16 protein-coding genes are annotated in these 16,347 nt (G+C 67.8%); 7 read left to right on the top strand and 9 right to left on the bottom strand.

The genetic code is table 11. From position 1 onward, the window contains the following. Nucleotides 1-7 precede the first annotated feature (7 nt). The 3 genes from FXO18_RS03365 to FXO18_RS03375 form a co-directional block, all read right to left on the bottom strand. Complete coding sequence (locus FXO18_RS03365; RefSeq protein ID WP_149359634.1) at nucleotides 8-1,063, bottom strand: NADH-quinone oxidoreductase subunit B family protein; 1,056 nt, start codon at nucleotides 1,061-1,063, stop codon at nucleotides 8-10. A 168-nt stretch (nucleotides 1,064-1,231) separates the two neighbouring features. Then, nucleotides 1,232-2,113 carry a cyclopropane mycolic acid synthase family methyltransferase gene (locus FXO18_RS03370; protein WP_149359635.1) on the bottom strand — a complete coding sequence of 294 codons (882 nt, stop codon included), beginning with the start codon at nucleotides 2,111-2,113 and terminating at the stop codon, nucleotides 1,232-1,234. A 144-nt stretch (nucleotides 2,114-2,257) separates the two neighbouring features. After that, nucleotides 2,258-3,202, bottom strand: coding sequence for an ABC transporter substrate-binding protein (locus FXO18_RS03375; protein WP_235900415.1), 945 nt, complete (start codon nucleotides 3,200-3,202; stop codon nucleotides 2,258-2,260). 53 nt (nucleotides 3,203-3,255) lie between these two features. On the opposite strand from FXO18_RS03375, the gene FXO18_RS03380 reads away from it, so the two are divergent. The 7 genes from FXO18_RS03380 (at nucleotide 3,256) to FXO18_RS03410 (ending at nucleotide 10,385) form a co-directional block, all read left to right on the top strand. Beyond that, nucleotides 3,256-4,269 (top strand): iron-siderophore ABC transporter substrate-binding protein, encoded by a 1,014-nt coding sequence (locus tag FXO18_RS03380; protein WP_149359636.1) that lies wholly within the window; start codon nucleotides 3,256-3,258, stop codon nucleotides 4,267-4,269. A gap of 123 nt (nucleotides 4,270-4,392) precedes the next feature. Then, entirely contained in the window at nucleotides 4,393-5,337 is a 945-nt protein-coding gene (locus FXO18_RS03385) for an ABC transporter substrate-binding protein (protein WP_235900473.1), read from the top strand. Between the two features lie 114 nt (nucleotides 5,338-5,451). After that, entirely contained in the window at nucleotides 5,452-6,480 is a 1,029-nt protein-coding gene (locus FXO18_RS03390) for an iron-siderophore ABC transporter substrate-binding protein (protein WP_149359638.1), read from the top strand. A gap of 51 nt (nucleotides 6,481-6,531) precedes the next feature. Next, the gene (locus FXO18_RS03395; RefSeq protein ID WP_235900474.1) at nucleotides 6,532-7,539 is read left to right on the top strand and encodes a FecCD family ABC transporter permease; all 1,008 of its coding nucleotides are present in this window, start codon (nucleotides 6,532-6,534) and stop codon (nucleotides 7,537-7,539) included. Then, on the top strand, nucleotides 7,536-8,597 hold the full coding sequence (locus FXO18_RS03400) for a FecCD family ABC transporter permease (RefSeq protein WP_149359640.1): 1,062 nt from the start codon (nucleotides 7,536-7,538) through the stop codon (nucleotides 8,595-8,597). Before FXO18_RS03395 ends, FXO18_RS03400 begins: the two co-directional genes overlap by 4 nt. Further along, a complete protein-coding gene (locus FXO18_RS03405; protein WP_149359641.1) occupies nucleotides 8,594-9,406 on the top strand; it encodes an ABC transporter ATP-binding protein in 813 nt (270 codons plus the stop codon). The genes FXO18_RS03400 and FXO18_RS03405 overlap by 4 nt, the downstream gene beginning before the upstream one ends. 55 nt (nucleotides 9,407-9,461) lie before the next feature. After that, entirely contained in the window at nucleotides 9,462-10,385 is a 924-nt protein-coding gene (locus tag FXO18_RS03410) for an ABC transporter substrate-binding protein (protein WP_407936432.1), read from the top strand. A 77-nt stretch (nucleotides 10,386-10,462) separates the two neighbouring features. On the opposite strand, the gene FXO18_RS03415 is transcribed toward FXO18_RS03410, so the two are convergent. The 6 genes from FXO18_RS03415 to FXO18_RS03440 all read right to left on the bottom strand — a co-directional run bounded on the left by FXO18_RS03415 (nucleotide 10,463) and on the right by FXO18_RS03440 (nucleotide 16,338). Continuing rightward, nucleotides 10,463-11,272 (bottom strand): siderophore-interacting protein, encoded by an 810-nt coding sequence (locus FXO18_RS03415; protein WP_149359643.1) that lies wholly within the window; start codon nucleotides 11,270-11,272, stop codon nucleotides 10,463-10,465. A gap of 35 nt (nucleotides 11,273-11,307) precedes the next feature. Next, nucleotides 11,308-12,303 (bottom strand): ABC transporter substrate-binding protein, encoded by a 996-nt coding sequence (locus FXO18_RS03420; protein WP_149359644.1) that lies wholly within the window; start codon nucleotides 12,301-12,303, stop codon nucleotides 11,308-11,310. Nucleotides 12,304-12,372: 69 nt separating this feature from the next. After that, a complete protein-coding gene (locus FXO18_RS03425; RefSeq protein WP_149359645.1) occupies nucleotides 12,373-13,215 on the bottom strand; it encodes an ABC transporter ATP-binding protein in 843 nt (280 codons plus the stop codon). After that, nucleotides 13,212-14,267, bottom strand: coding sequence for a FecCD family ABC transporter permease (locus FXO18_RS03430; protein ID WP_235900417.1), 1,056 nt, complete (start codon nucleotides 14,265-14,267; stop codon nucleotides 13,212-13,214). The genes FXO18_RS03425 and FXO18_RS03430 overlap by 4 nt, the downstream gene beginning before the upstream one ends. After that, nucleotides 14,264-15,730, bottom strand: coding sequence for a FecCD family ABC transporter permease (locus tag FXO18_RS03435; protein WP_187774154.1), 1,467 nt, complete (start codon nucleotides 15,728-15,730; stop codon nucleotides 14,264-14,266). Before FXO18_RS03435 ends, FXO18_RS03430 begins: the two co-directional genes overlap by 4 nt. 134 nt (nucleotides 15,731-15,864) lie before the next feature. Next, on the bottom strand, nucleotides 15,865-16,338 hold the full coding sequence (locus FXO18_RS03440; protein ID WP_149359646.1) for a cupin domain-containing protein: 474 nt from the start codon (nucleotides 16,336-16,338) through the stop codon (nucleotides 15,865-15,867). Between the last annotated feature and the right edge of the window lie 9 nt (nucleotides 16,339-16,347).

Below are 16,347 nucleotides of genomic sequence, written 5' to 3' on the forward strand. Positions count from 1 at the left end.
CGGGCTGCTACCAGGTGCGGGTGGCGCCGGTGGTCAGTTGATCGCCGCGGGCGCGCCACTTGGGTTCCCGGTCAACGGTGTGGGAGGTGATGTTGCGCAGGCTGCGGATCACCGATCCGTACACGCCTACCGCGGCGCTGGAGAGCTTGCCTCCGGGTGGTTCATCCATGAACGGCATGAACATGTCGGGGAAGCCCGGCATGGTGCAGCCGATGCAGATGCCGCCCACGTTCGGGCAGCCGCCGACCCCGTTGATCCAGCCGCGCTTGGGCACGTTGCACTTGACGACCGGGCCCCAGCATCCCAGCTTCACGATGCACTTCGGCGAGCCGTACTCGGTCGCGAAGTCGCCTTCCTCGTAGTAGCCGGCGCGGTCGCAGCCCTCGTGGACGGTCTTGCCGAACAGCCACGTGGGTCGCAATGCCTCGTCGAGCGGGATCATCGGCGCCTGCCCCGATGCCTGGTACAGCAGGTAGGTCAGTGTCTCGGACAGGTTATCGGGATGGATGGGGCAGCCCGGCACGCAGACGATCGGCAGGCCAGCCTTGGATTTCCAGTCCCAGCCGAGATAGTCGGGCACGCCCATCGCCCCGGTCGGGTTGCCAGCCATCGCATGGATGCCGCCATAGGTGGCGCAGGTGCCGACGGCGACGACCGCGGTGGCCTTGGGGGTCAGGCGGTCGAGCCATTCACTGGTGGTGATGGGCTGGCCGTCCTCGTCGTTGCCGAAGCCGCACCAGTAGCCGTCGCTGGCGTGGATCTTCTCGTTGGGGATCGAGCCCTCGACGACGAGGACGAACGGCTCGAGCTCGCCGCGATCGGCCTTGCGGAACCACTCGAGGAAGTCGTCGGCTCCCCCTTCGGGCCCGCACTCGAAGTCGATGAGCGGCCAGTGCACAGCTATGTTGGGAAGTCCGGGCAGGGCGCCGAGGGCGATCTCCTCGATGGTGGGCTGGGTGGCTGCGGTCAGGGCCACCGAATCGCCGTCGCAACTGAGTCCTGCGTTGATCCAGAGGACATGGATCACGGGGGTTTCTTCTGCTGTAGCCGCCGTGTCAGACATGGTTGCCACTTTCCGGGGCAGGGCACGACAAACACCCGAAGGCCCCTGCGTCACCGGAGTCGACCCTCGGCCCACTTGCGTGACGTAGATCACATTCTAGGCGATCATGATCAGTTTGGTCAAAGGTCGATCTAGCGTCCGACCTGCGGCTATATAGGGTTGGCTAGCCTAACTAGACTGGCTGGCCGCCTGCTTCGCGAGAGTGAACTGCATGACGTCGATGTAGCCCTTCCGGAACAAGTCCGCGCACCCGGTGAGGTACTTCATGTACCGGTCATACATCTCGACCGAGGTGATCTCTATGGCCCTCTCGCGGTTCTGCTCGAGAGCGTGCGCCCAGCAGTCGAGCGTGCGCGCATAGTGCGGCTGCAACGCTTGCACCCGCTCGGTGGTGAACCCCGCGTCCGCGGAACGCTCGCGCACCACCTCCGGCTGCGGGATCTGCCCGCCTGGAAAGATCTCCCGGAGGATGAACAGATGGAACCTCGCCAGGTCACGAGTGACCGGCAGTCCCCGCTCCCGCAATTGCGCCAGGCTCGGGCCAACAATGGTGTGCAGCATCATTCGGCCATCCGGCGGCAGGATCGCATGGCAACGCTCGAAGAACGCGTCGTACCGCTCCTTGCGGAAATGCTCGAACGCACCGATGCTCACGATCCGGTCGACAGGCTCATCGAACTCCTCCCAGCCCTGCAGCCGGACCTCGAACGACCGGCTCGATTCGACCTCCGACAGCATGGAGCTCGCATAGCGATGCTGGTTCTCGCTGAGCGTGAGACCAATAACGTTGACGTCGTGCTTCTCCATTGCCCGGCGCATCGTGGTCCCCCAGCCGCACCCCACATCGAGCAAGGTCATTCCCGGATGCAAGTCGCACTTGCCCAGCGAAAGGTCGACCTTCGCTAGCTGGGCCTGCTCCAGGGTGTAGTCGTCCTTCTCGAAATAGGCACAGCTGTAGGTGCGGGTCGGATCAAGGAACAGCGCGTAGAAGTCATCCGACACGTCGTAGTGCGCCTGGACCTGCTTGTAGAAAGGCTTCAGATCAGTCATGGGTCATCCTTGCCCCCGCGAGTGCTTGCCACTGAAAAGCCCCCTGGGCCAACCCTACGCTCGTCCTCGAGCAAACCCGCAGGGCACAGGCGCACTTGACCACAAGGACGTTCCGCGCACTACCCGGAGGAGCGGATCGATCGGCTAGCCCAGCAGCTCCTCGAGGTCATCGAGCACGAGGTTGGCGCCGATCACGCCGATGCCGAGCATCCAGGTCGGCTCGGCCACCTCGAACACCGCGCCGCTGGCCACCGCGGGCTGCGCGCCCCATACGCTGGCGACGACGTCGTAGGTGCCCGCGGCCGGATCCCCGCCGGGGTTGGTGTAGAAGATGACGTCCCCGTTGATGTCGGCGAAGTTCTCGGGGCTGAGCTCCACGATCGAGTACTGCCCCCAGTCCCGCTCCCCGAGGTCGAAGCCGACCTGCGTGAGCACAGAGCCGGAGAAGGACTCGGGACCGTACAGGCGGAAGCTCTCCGGGCGGAACCGGACCACCGACGCGGTCATGCCGGACGCGCCGATCCGGTCGCCCACCGCTGCCGCGCGCTCGTCGAAGCCTGCGAGCAGCTCGTCCATCTCGCTCGTCTTGTTGACCGCAGCCGCGGTGATACGGGCCTGCTCGCGCCAGTCGGTGCCGGTGAGCTCGGAGAAGACGGTCGGCGCGATCTCCGAGAGCGTGCTGTAGAGCTCCTCGTGGCGGACCTTGGCGCCGATGATCAGATCGGGGCGCAGGCTCGCGATCGCTTCGAGGTTGGGCTCGGCGATGAGCCCGGCGACCTCGGTGCCGGCCAGGCGATCCGAGAGGTACTCGGGGAAGCCACTGCCAGCGCTGGCCTCGCTCGCCCCCACAGGGACGATGTCGAGGGCCATGAGAGCGTCGAGGTGCGGGGAGTCGAGCACGACGATCCGTTCGGGCTCCTCCTCGAGGGTGGCCTCCCCCATCGCGTGGGAGACGGTGTACGACTCGTCCTCGGTGGCCGTTGCGGCAAGCTCAGCGCCCGTGCCACCGCAGGCGCTCAGCAGCATCATCAGCGCAGCCGTGCCAGCGATCGCTGCGGGCCGCCAGGTTTTCCAGTTTCCAGTTTTCACGTGCAGCAACGTACATCACCACTGGGTGCACAGGGTAGGCTAGCCTATGCCTCATGACCATGATCACACGCGGCCTTCCGGTCGATGAGCTCACTCGCCGCGGCTTCTTCACCGCCTCCGCCGCCGCAGCAGCGCTGATCCTCGCGGGATGCTCGAACGGCTCCCCTAGCGCCGGGGCCGCTGGCACGACGGCGATCGAGCACGCGCACGGGGTGACGCAGGTCCCCGCCGATCCGCAGCGCGTGGTCACCCTGGGGTTCAGCGACCACGACGTCCTGCTCGCGCTCGGACTCGCGCCGGTCGGGCTGCGGGACTGGTACGGCGACCATCCCAACGGCGTCTGGCCATGGGCCCAGGACGAGCTCGGCGACGCCCGGCCGCACGTGCTGCGCGGCGAGGACATCAGCTTCGAGGAGGTCGCGGCACTCGAGCCGGACCTCATCCTCGCGCTCTACGCCAACCTCGACGAGGACCAGTACAACACCTTGTCCGCGATCGCCTCCACCATCGCGCAATCGGGCGAGCACGCCGCGTACGCCACGCCCTGGCAGGAGATGACCCGCACCGCCGGCCGGGCGATCGGGCGGCAGGAAGCGGCCGAGGCCCGCATCCGCGAGGTCGAGGAGCGCTTCGCGCGCGCACGCGATGAGAACCCCAGCTTTGCGAGCACCGAGTTGGTCTATGCAGGGGCCTACGGTGCGGGCCAGGTGTATGTCGAATCGGCGCGCAGCACCCGTTTCGGCCTTCTCAAGGCGCTCGGCTTCCAGACGGCGCCGGAGATCGAGGCGCTCGTCGCCAGCGACTCGTTCAGCGCCGACATCAGCGACGAGAACCTCGGGGTCCTTGATCAGGGGGTGCTGTTCTGGGAGCTCGGCGCCGCCGCTGGCATGCGCGAGGCGATCGAGGCGAAGCCGACCTACCAGTTGCTCGACGTGGTCAAGGACGAGCGCGTCGTATACGTCGATGATCCGCTGCTCGCCGGGGCGCTAGCGCATGCGACCGTGCTCAGCCTGCCGATGGTGCTCGACCGGATCGTGCCGATGCTCGCGGAAGCCACCAGCCGATGAGGCGACGATGACAGTGATGACGGTGCTGCGCCGCTTGACCGAGAAGGACCCGCTCGTGCAGCAACGCGCTCTCCGCTGCAGTTCAGCAAGCGCGATAGAAGGAAAGGTTGTCCATTGGCGACAATGAAGCCCCGGCTTGCCGCGATCCTCGCGATCATGCTCTCCCTCTCCGCATGCGGCTACACGGACCCCGCCAGCACCTCCGGCGAAGCGTTCGCGACAGTCGATACGGCCTACGGCGAGCTCACGCTCGACTCCGAGCCGAAACGCATCGTGGCACTGACCACCCAGTACGTCGACATGCTCGCAGCCATCGACGTCGAACCGCTCGCGTTCAGCGGCGGGGCGCCCGAGGACGAGATGCTCGGCAGCAATCCGTGGCTGGAAGGACAATACGCAGCCGAGTATCACGCCGACCTGGTCACCGCCGAGTACGCGGCGAACCTCGAGGCCGTGGCCGCGCTCGAGCCAGACCTCATCCTCGCGACCACCTACCTCGTTCCCGAGGATGCCTACGAACGGATCTCGCAGATCGCGCCGGCATACGTTGGCGAGCAAGTGGGGAACAACGACTGGGACGTGACCTTTGAAGCGCTCGGAGAGCTCGTCGGCGAGCCCGCAGCGGTGGACGAGGCAATGGCCCAGCTCCAGGGCGAGTTCGACGACGTCCGCAACCGGCTGCCAGGGTTCCAGGGAAAGACCTACAACTTCGTCCGCTTCGACGGCCCCTCCTTCGCCTTCGGCAACGGCTCGTGGTTGAAGCAGTTCGGCCTGGTGCCCAACGAGAACCAGGACGACACCCAGGCCGATCCGAGCTACACCGTATCCCTGGAGAACCTCGACGAGCTCGACGCGGACGCCCTGGCCATCTTCATCTATTCCGCGCCGCAGGAGGACCTGGAGGGCGATCCTCGCTTCCAGCAGCTGCCCGCCTCCCAGAACGGGACAGTGGTCTTCGCCGACTGGGCGGTAGCGACCGCGGGCAACTCCCCCGGCCCGCACAGCCTGCGCTGGCTGACCGAGAAGCTCCTGCCTCAGTTCGAATCGTCGCCGCTCAACCAATCGTGATCTCGCACCGGCGGGCAGGCTTGAGCCGATGTGCCCGGGGGATTTTGCTTCCCCTTGAAGGTCGGCTAGCCTAACCCAAGTTAAGTTAGCGAACCCTAACAGGAGCATGGTCCTATGCGCACCAATCGCTTGATCGGCCTCGCTGCCTCCGCAGCGGCCACCGTCGCCCTCGTCGGCTGCGGCGCCTCGTCCGACACCCCCGGCACCACCGCCAACCCGGGCGATGCCGATGCCTTCCCCATGACCATCGAGCACGCCCTGGGCACCACGACCATCGAGTCCCTCCCCGAGCGCATCGCGACCGTGCAGTGGTCGAACCATGAGGTACCGCTGGCTCTCGGCGTCGTTCCCGTCGGAATGGCGGAGGCGAGCTGGGGCGACGACGACGGCGACGGAGTCCTCCCGTGGGTCGAGGACCGCCTCTCCGAGCTCGGCGCCGAGACGCCTGTTCTCTTCGACGAGGCCGATGGCATCGACTTCGAGGCAGTGGCCGACACCGCCCCCGACGTCATCCTCGCCTCGTACTCCGGCCTCACCGAGGAGGACTACGCGACGCTCAGCAAGATCGCGCCCGTCGTCGCGTACCCCGAGGTGGCATGGGGCACCTCCTACCAGGACATGATCACCCTCAACAGCAAGGCGATCGGCCTCGAGGACGAGGGCGAGCAGCTCAACGCCGATCTGCGCGCGGAGGTCGAGGAGACCCTGGCCAAGTACCCGGAGATCGAGGGCAAGACGATCGCCTTCAGCTACATCGACCCCACCGACCTGAGCGAGGTCGGCTTCTACACGACGCAGGACACCCGCCCGGGCTTCCTCAAGGAGCTCGGCTTTCCGACCCCAGCAGTCGTCGAGGAGCTCTCGGCAACGTCGGAGACCTTCTACGAGGCCATCAGCTCCGAGGAGGTCGACCGCATGAATGACATCGACATCCTGGTCACCTACGGCGACGAGGACACCCTCGCGGCCCTGCAGGCCGACCCGCTGCTGTCGAAGGTCCGGGCGATCGCCCGCGGCTCCGTGGTCATCCTCGAGGACTCCACCCCGCTCGCCTCCTCGGCGAACCCCTCGCCGCTGTCGATCGGATGGGGCATCGACGAGTACTTCGCGCTGTTCGCCGAAGCCGCCGCCAAGGTGGAGTGACAGGCACCGCGCGTGACAACACCTACTGAACAAGTAGCCCCGCAGGACGCCGTGCATGCACGGCGTCCTGCGGCGGTCCGCCTGGCATGGATCATCGCAACGATCGTGATCCTCCTGGCGCTCTGCGGCGCATCGATCGCCTTCGGCGTGCGCGTGATCCCGCTCGACGATATCGTCGCGTACTTCACCGGCAGCGAGGACGGCATCGCCCAGGCCGCAGTGGAGAAGCGCATTCCCCGCACCTTCCTCGCCCTGATCGTGGGAGCAGCGCTCGGCGTCGCCGGGGCCGTCATGCAAGGCGTCGCCCGCAATCCGCTCGCCGACCCCGGGATCCTCGGCATCACCACCGGCGCCTCCCTCGCCGTCGTCACCGGCATCGCCTTCTTCGGGCTCGCTTCGCCGACCGGCTACATCTGGGTCGCGATCTTCGGCGCCTCCGCCACCGGAGTCTTCGTGTATGCGCTGGGCTCCCTCGGCCGCGGCGGCCCGACCCCCCTGAAGATCGCGCTGGCTGGCGCAGCGACCGCGGCCGCGTTCAGTTCCCTCATCAGCGCGATCCTCCTGCCGCGCATCAACGTGATGAACTCCTTCCGGTTCTGGCAGATCGGCGGAGTAGGTGGCGCCAGCTACTCCAAGATCGTGCTGGTCGCGCCGTTCCTGATCGTCGGAGCGCTGATGTGCCTCATGGCGGCGCGCGGCCTGAACACGCTCGCGCTCGGTGATGATGTCGCGGCCGGGCTGGGCGAGAAGGTCGCGGTCACTCGCGTCACTGCCGCGGCCGGCTCTTTCGTGCTCTGCGGCGCCGCGACTGCTGTGGCCGGCCCGATCGCCTTCGTCGGGCTCATTGTTCCCCACATGTGTCGGCTCATCGTCGGGGTGGATCACCGATGGCTGCTCCCTGCCTCGGCGCTGGTCGGCGCGGCCCTGCTCACCGCATCGGATGTGGTAGGCCGGGTGATCGCGCGGCCCGCGGAGATCGATGTGGGCATCGTGACGGCGTTCATCGGGGCACCGATATTCATCATGATCGTTCGCCGCCAGAGGATGCGAGCACTATGACCACGACAACGAGCACCAGCACGGGGACACCGATCGACGCGGGCGCGGTGGCAGCATCCCGTCGGCGCCGGTCGATCCGGTACCGGGTGATCACGCTCGCGCTGGCCGTTGGGGTGCTCACGGCGTTCACCGTCAGCCTCATGCTGGGCCAGACCTTCTACACGCCCATCGAGGTGGCGCGCGTCATCCTCGGCGACACCGTTCCCGGCGCATCCTTCACCGTCGGCGAGCTGCGACTGCCCCGCGCGGTGCTCGGGGTGATGGCGGGATTCTCGCTCGGGATGGCGGGGGTGACGTTCCAGACGATGCTGCGCAATCCCCTGGCCTCCCCCGACATCATCGGCATCAGCTGGGGAGCGAGCGCGGCGGGCGTGTTCGCGATCGTCATCCTCGGCGTGAGCCAGGTGCAGGTCTCCGCGATCGCGATCTGCGCCGCGCTCGCAACGGCCATGCTCATCTACGTGCTGGCCTACAAGGACGGCGTGCTCGGCACCCGGCTGATCCTCATCGGCATCGGCATCGCCGCGATGCTCGAGAGCGTCGTCGCCTACGTCATCGTCCAGGCGTCGCAATGGGACCTGCAAGCGGCGATGCGCTGGTTGACGGGCAGCCTCAATGGCGCGGTGTGGGAGCAAGTGCTGCCCACCGCTATCGCCACGGTCCTGCTGGCGCCGCTGCTCCTCTCCCGCTCGCGCGACCTGCAGATGCTGCAGATGGGCGACGACGCCGCTGCCGCCCTGGGAGTGCGGGTCGAGACCTCCCGGCTGGTGGTGATCCTCATCGCCGTCACGCTGATCGCCTTCGCCACCGCGGCCGCGGGCCCGATCGCCTTCGTGGCGTTCCTCTCCGGGCCGATCGCCGCGCGGATCATCGGGCCATACGGCTCGCTGCTCCTGCCCTCCGCGCTGGTGGGAGCGCTGCTCGTGCTGTGCGCCGATCTCGTCGGGCAGTACGGGTTCGGCACCCGCTACCCGGTCGGCGTCATCACCGGCGCCGTGGGCGCCCCCTACCTCATCTACTTGCTCGTTCGCGTGCACCGCTCGGGAGGGTCGCTATGACCGGAGAACATCGCCTCGCAGTTGAAGCCGTGACGCTCGCCTATGGCGACCGGGCCGTCGTCGACTCGCTGGACCTCGTGATCCCGCCTGGCCGGATCACCGTGATCGTCGGCGCGAACGCGTGCGGCAAGTCGACCGTGCTGCGGGCCATGGCCCGGCTCCTGGGGCCGAAGTCCGGGCGGGTCGTGCTCGACGGCAAGGACATCCACAGGATGCCGACCAAGCAGGTGGCGCGCACGCTCGGGCTGCTTCCGCAGTCACCGATCGCACCGGAGGGCATCGTCGTCGCTGACCTGGTCTCGCGCGGGCGGCACCCCTACCAGCGGGCACTATCGCGGTGGAGCCGTGACGATGACCAGGCTGTCGCTGCCGCGCTCTCCGCGACCGGCACCGCCGAGCTGGCCGACCGCCCGGTGGACGAGCTGTCCGGGGGCCAGCGGCAGCGGGTGTGGATCGCGATGGCGCTCGCCCAGCAGACCGACATCCTGCTGCTCGACGAGCCGACGACCTTCCTCGACGTCAGCCACCAGGTGGAGGTGCTCGACCTGCTGACCGACCTCAACCGGGCGCGGGGCACCACCATCGCGATGGTCCTGCACGACCTCAATCTCGCTGCCCGCTACGCCGATCACCTGATAGCCCTCGCCGGTGGCCGGATCCGTGCCGCGGGTTCCCCCTCCGAGGTACTCACGCCAGACACGGTGGGCGATGTGTTCGGCATTCGCAGCGAGGTGATCGAGGATCCGGTCTCGGGCACGCCATTGGTGGTTCCGATCGGGCGCCACCATCGCGATCGGGTGAGCGTATAGGCCCGCGTCGCCCAAGCCCTGGCAACAACCAACCATGATCGAAGGAGACGAATTGATTCACCACCACGGACGCAGGACCCGGTCGCCGCTCGTCGCGGGGCTCTTGGCGGCGAGCCTCGTGCTCGCGGGCTGCGGCTCGGACGAATCCGCACCCACGGCGTCCGAGGACACCCGCTCGATCGAGCATGCCCGCGGCACAGCGGACGTGCCGGCGCAGCCGCAGCGCGTCGTCGTGCTCGAGCCGGTACAGCTCGACACCGCCATCGCCCTCGGGATCACCCCGGTGGGTGCCGCGGTGCCCACCACAGCCGATAACCTCCCGGACTACCTGGGCGAGGACGCGAAGTCGATCACGGCGGTCGGCACGGTCACCACTCCCGAGCTGGAGAAGATCGCCGCGCTCGATCCTGACCTCATCATCGGCACCGATTCCCGGCACGGCGATCTCTACGATCAGCTCGCGGAAGTCGCGCCCACGGTCTTCATGGCGACCCAGAGCGACCCGTGGCAGGAGAACTCGGTGCTCATCGCGGACGCGCTCGGCAAGAAGCCTGAGGGCGAGCAGCTCCTCGCGGACTACAACGACCGCTGCGCCGAGATCGCGGAGAGCTACGACACCGAGGGCATGACCGCCCAGCTGATCCGTCCCCGCGAGGACGTGCTCACCGTGTACGGCCCGATCTCGTTCGCTGGCAGCACGCTCGAGTGCGCGGGCTTCACCATCCCGGAGCGCGACTGGCAGGAGGAGATCTCGATCGACCTCTCCCCCGAGCTCATCAGCGAGGTCGATGCTGATCTCGTCCTGGTCACCTCCCAGGATCCGGCGGATCCCGCGACGATGCCCGAGTCGATCGCCATTCACGCCGATCAGTGGCCAGTGCTCGAGCTCGTGGACTTCTCGTACTGGATCGCCGGCGTTGGCCCGCTGGGCGGGTTGACCGTGCTCGACGACCTCGAGCGCATCATCGAGGACATGTAGCCACCACGCGAGAAGGGGCCGGCCTGGACAAGCAGTTGTCCAGGCCGGCCCCTTTATCGTGCTAGCGAACGACAGCGCTAGCGAACGACGATGGGTTCTGCCTCCACCTCGCGCACCCATGCCGCCTTGATCGATCGCCACTGCTCGTCGTTGTGGCCGCGCCGCCAGTAGGGCGAGCAGGAGAGGCGCTCGGGCGCCACGATGCCCTCGGCCAGCAGCACGCGCCGCACCTCGCGGATCGACGCGGCCTCGCCGTGGACGAACGCGTCCACCAGCCCGCTCGGGCGAGGGAGCCCGCGCACAGCGTCGGCGAGGAGGTTGTCGAGATCGTCGTGCCGGCCCGCGCGGTGCACCCAGATGACCTCGAGCTCGCCGGGGGACTCGAGCGCGAGCTCGCCCGCGGCATCCTCGACCTCGGCGACGATCACGACGGGTCGCCCAGCCGGTACGGCCTCGGCCGATGCCGCGATCGCCGGCAGAGCGCTCTCGTCACCGATGAAGAGGTATGAATCGGCCTCCTCGTGCGGGCGGTAGCCGCCACCGGGGCCGCGGAACTGCAACCGATCGCCCGGTACCGCGTTCAGGGCCCAGCGGCCCGCGTAGCCGACGTCCCCATGGGCCGCGATATCGAGTGTCAGCTCCTGCCGCGTCGGATCCCATCGCCGGACGGTGATCCTGCGGGGGAAGGGACGGACCTCGCGCGGCAGGCCACGAATCGTGGGCTCGTCGAACGGCACCTCGTAGGGGGCACCGTCGGGCAGGAAGAAGCAGTTGACGTAGGCGTCGGTGTCCTCGCAGTCCACGAAGTCCGCGAGCTCACCGCCGCCGAGCACTACCCGCACCATCTGCGGGGACAGTTTCGTGACCGAAACGACTTCGCCATGCATAGTTGCTCCTTGGTCGTTGCCGTGCGTCCCGCGAATTACTCCGCGGGCTCGATGAAGTAGGTCTCGATGTCGTCGAGGATCAGCTCGAACCCGTCGACATCAATGCTGTTCCAGATTCCGCTGTTGACGAAGTGGACGCGGCCGTTCTGCACGGCCGGCAGTGTCTGCCACAGCGGCGACGACTCGACCTTCTCCCGCTCCCCCGCTGCCGTGTCATCGACGTAGACGAAGAGGGTGTCCGCGGAGTCGAGCAGGTTCAGGTTCTCCTCGCTGATGTCGATCGAGAAGTCGTCGGGGTTGGTCTGGCCCTCGGGCTGCGCGATGCCCAGCGCCCGGAACGCGATGCTCTCGGAGGTGCCGATGCGCAGCGAGTAGTTGCCGTCCTCGCCGATGCGTAGCACCGACACCGGCTTGCCGGTCAGGCCCGCGGCCTCGACCCGGGCCTTCAGACCGCCGATCCGCTCGTCAAGCTCCTCGAGGCGCTCGGCTGCCACGTCCTCCTTGTCGAGCGCACGCGCGACCTCGGTGAAGTTCTTCTCGATCTCGTCGAGGTAGACGTAGTTGTAGACGTAGCCGAACGTGGGAACGAGCTCGGCTGCCTGGTCGTAGGTCTCCTGGTTCCACGGATCGTCCTCGAAACCGGCGAAGGTGATGAACAGGTCCGGGTCGAGCGCGGCGACCTGCTCCCAGTTGATCTCACCGCCCTCGCGGACGTTCTCCACACCCTCCATCTGGTCGGAGAGGTGGCGTGGCAGGGAATGCGGGTTGACCGCTGCGCCGATGGGCGTGACCCCCAGGGCGAACAGGTTTCCGAGGGTGGCGCCATCGCCAGCGAGAATGCGCTGCGGTTCGGCGGGAATCTCCACCGTGCCGAAGTAGTCCTCGATCTCGCGCGTCTCCGCATCGGCGCTAGTGCCGGTCGTGCCCGAGGCGCACGAGGTCACCAGCATGCTTGCCGCGAGCATGGCGGCGCCAAGGAGAGTGGTCCGCCGCGCCGCGACCCTCGGCGGCAGCACAGCAGGGGAAAGCATGGACAAGGAAACCCCCAGGTCTAGGCATTAGGTCAGGCTCACCTTACCATTCCGCTCAGGCGGGGGGTGTCACACGTTGACCGCGGCAACGCGGCGCATGCCATTCGGCTTGGCCGGGGCCGCGCGCCGCGTGCCGATCGGCACGATCAGCGGCTTGCCCGCCACCGGATCAGCAACGACCTGCGCTTCCAGCCCGAACACCTCCCGCAGGAGCTCGGGCGTGACTAGGTCAGCGGGCTCACCGGTGGCAACGATCGCGCCATCCTTCATCACGACGAGGTGATCGCTATACCGGACCGCGAGGTTCAGATCATGCAGCACCATCACGATGGTGCGACCCATGTCGGACTGGAGCTGATCGACAAGATCGAGCACATCGACAGCGTGCGCGAGGTCGAGATACGTGGTGGGCTCATCGAGCAGCAGGATGTCGGTGCCCTGTGCCAATGCCATCGAGATCCACGCGCGCTGGCGCTGCCCGCCGGAGAGCTGATCGATCGGGCGATCCGCGAACTCGGACATGCCTGTCAGGTTCAGCGCGGCAGCGACCTCGCTCTCGTCATCGCCGGACCACTGGCGTACCCACGACTGATGAGGGTGCCTCCCCTTGGCCACCAGGTCCGCCACGGTGATCCCCTCCGGCGCCGTGGGGGCCTGCGGAAGCATCCCGAGCACCCGCGCCACATCGCGCGTCCTGAACTTCGAGATCGATTTGCCATCGAGGTACACGTGCCCCCCGCGAGGCTTCAGCAGACGGGCGAGCGCCCGCAGCAACGTCGACTTGCCGCACCCGTTCGGACCAATGATCGTCGTGATCCGCCCGGTGGGGATCTCGGTGCTGAGCCGGTCGACGATGATGCGATCGCCGTAGCCAAGGACAACGTCGTGTGCTGACAATCGTGAATCGCTCATCGCATTGCCCTCCGGTTCGCGCGAATGACCATGTACATCAGGAACGGACCACCGATCGCGGTCGTCACGATACCCACGGGAAGCTCCACCGGGAGCGCGGTGCGGGCGACCACATCGCTGCCCAGGGTCAGCGCGGCACCCATGAGTGCCGCTCCGACGAGCGGTGGCCCGGCCGTCCCGAGCACCCGCATGGCCACCTGGGGGGCGACGAACGCCACGAAGCCGATCGGTCCCGCCGCGGTCACGCTGATCGCGGCAAGCAGCACCGACGCGATCAGCAGCACCGCCTGGGTCGCCTGCACCCGGGCCCCGAGCGCGGCAGCGGTCTCATCGCCGAGCTTGAGCGCGCCCAGCTGGAAGCCCGCGACCACGAGCACCGCGCCCAGGAGGATCAGCGCGATTCCCACCGGGTACACCTGGCCCCAGTCCCGGCCGTTGAGCGAGCCGTTGAGCCACACCGTGGCGCGCTGCACATCCCAGATGTCGCCAAGCACGAGCATCCAGGTGGTCAGCGCGATGAGGATCGCATTGACCGCGATGCCGATGAGGATGAGCCGGAAGCCCTCGATCCCGCCGCGCCACGCGAGGAAGTAGATCAGGGCAGCGGTGAGCAGCCCGCCGGCCATCGCGGCGAATGGCAACCCGATCGCCGCGCCCGCGATCACCGGGCCACCGAAGATGATGACCGCAACAGCGGCCGAGCTAGCCCCCGCGGTGATCCCGAGGATGTCCGGGCTCGCCAGGGGGTTGCGGGTGATCGATTGGGTGATCGCGCCGGACAGGCCGAGCGCCGCCCCCACGAGCACCGCGACGACGGAACGGGGCAGCCGGAGATCGAAGACGATGAACTGCTCCACCTGCGACCCGCCCCCCGCGAGGATTCGAGCCACATCGGCAACGCCGATCGGGAAGTCCCCGCGCCCCACGTTCACGCAGAGCAGCACGAGAACGGCGGCGAGCAGGCCCGCGTTCGCGACGACCATCCTTGGCCGCCATACCGTGGATGCCTTGCCAATGCGGAACGCCGGGCGGGTAGCAACGGAAGCGGTCACAGTGTCACCAGCTTCCGGCGCCGGACCACGGCGATGAAGAACGGGGCGCCCACCAGTGCCAGCACGATCCCGACCTGCAGCTCGCCAGGACGCACCACGACCCGCCCGACCACATCCGCCGTGACGAGCACGATCGCGCCGATCAGCGCCGAGAACGGCACGATCCAGCGGTAGTCGGGCCCGGTGAAGGCACGCGCGAGGTGCGGGACCACCATGCCGAGGAACCCGATCGGACCACACGCCGCGGTCGCGGCGCCCGTGAGCAAGGTGATCGCCACGATCCCCACGACCCTATTGACGCCGACATGGATCCCGAGGGAGCGAGCGACCTCCTCTCCGAGGCTGAGCAGGTTGAGCCCCGGCGAGGAGGCAAGCGCGATGAGGAACCCAACGGCGAAGAACGGCAGCAGCGGGACAAGGACGTCGAGACCGCGCCCCGCGACCGACCCCACCACCCAGAACCGGTAAGAATCGAGGGTCTGCTGGTCGAGCAGCACCATCGCGCTGGTCAACGAGCTCAGGAAAGCGGCGATCGCGGTGCCGCCGAGCACCAGCGAGAGCGGCGAGACCTTGCCGCTGCCGATCGCGGACAACCCGAACACCAACGCGCTCGCGAGGAAGGCACCGATGAGAGCGAACCAGATGTAGCCCTGCGGGGTGGCGATGCCGAGCAGGAAGATCGCGAGGACCACCGCGAGCGCGGCGCCAGCGCTCACGCCCAGGATGCCGGGATCGGCGAGCGGATTGCGGGTGTGGCCCTGGATCAGCGCGCCGGCCATGCCGAGGGCGGCACCGACGATCAGGCCGAGCACCGCGCGAGGCAGCCGGAGGCTCCGCACGATGATCTCGGTGTCGGTGACCGCGACATCATAGGGAGGTGTCACCGCGGCCCAGATCTCCGCGAGCGTCAACGGCCTCGCACCGACCGCGATGCTCGCGAGGAGGACCACGGCCAGCAGGATCGCCAGGACGATCAGGCCACCGAGCCGGCGCATCCGGATGGCCCGCACGGAGGGGGTGGCCGTGATTGGCTCGAAGCCCTCGTCCAGGGCAGTGACGCGGCGGACGACCTGCCGCGGTGTCACGAGCAGCAAGCTTCGACGCACTCCGAGCGGACCGCCGTCGCTGCCGCGGACGATCAGGCCGCACCAGCGCTTTCCCGCGCTCGCGCCGTCACGCCCCTGCCGGAACCCGAGGTTCCACACGAACATGCTGACCGCGACAGCCAGGGCGAACGATCCGAACACCAGGCGGTCTGCCTCGCCTCCGCCATTCTCATCGCGCAGCGAGTGGACGATGAGGAAACCGATCACGATGGGAACAAGGGTGACAGCCGCATCGAGTAGGACGGCGGCCAGCCGCAAGGCGAGCGGAGCCGTGCCGCGCGGGATCTCGAGACGCGAATGGTCCCGCCGCGTGTCGACCCGCGCGGTCAGGTCGGAGAGCTTGGTCGGCGCGCTCACGGGGCCGACGCCGATCCGCCTCGTCGTGCTCCGGCCCAGGGCGCCTGGTAGCGGGTGGCAGGGCTAGCAAAAGTCACACAGGTTAGGTTAGCCCGGCCTAAGAGGCTTATGCAAAGCGAAACTCGCAGCTAGGCTCAGGATTCAGTCGCGCAGGCTGGAGCCTCGGCATCGATCGTTGAGGGCTCGCCCCGCTCGGCGGTGTACACCACGAACACCGTCAGGACGCCATCACCCCGGTTCACGCCCTGATGCACCGCGTCCTCGCCACGAACCTCCTGGAACACGGAGCCAGCCGGGTCCTGCGCCTCCGAGCAGTCCGCGAACACGCGCGTCAGGGTGCCCGCCGCGACATAGCCGTACACCATTCCCTCATGCCAATGCCAACCCGTGAAGCCGCCCGGCGCGACGTCGATGCGTCGCAGAGTCACGTCCGTCCCGACAGTGAGATCACCCATGCCGAATGGCACGCTCACCATGCCGAGCTCCTGCACCTCCACGCCCGACGACGGCGATGCCAGCGCGACACCTCCACCAAGACTGGCGATGCCCAGCGCCGCGGCCGCGACGAACGCACCACCACGATTACCGCTAGCCCTCAAGAACCTCATGACGGCACC

It is taken from the genome of Lolliginicoccus suaedae (assembly GCF_008312885.1).
In the GTDB taxonomy this organism is placed as follows: Bacteria; Actinomycetota; Actinomycetes; order Mycobacteriales; family Mycobacteriaceae; genus Lolliginicoccus; species Lolliginicoccus suaedae.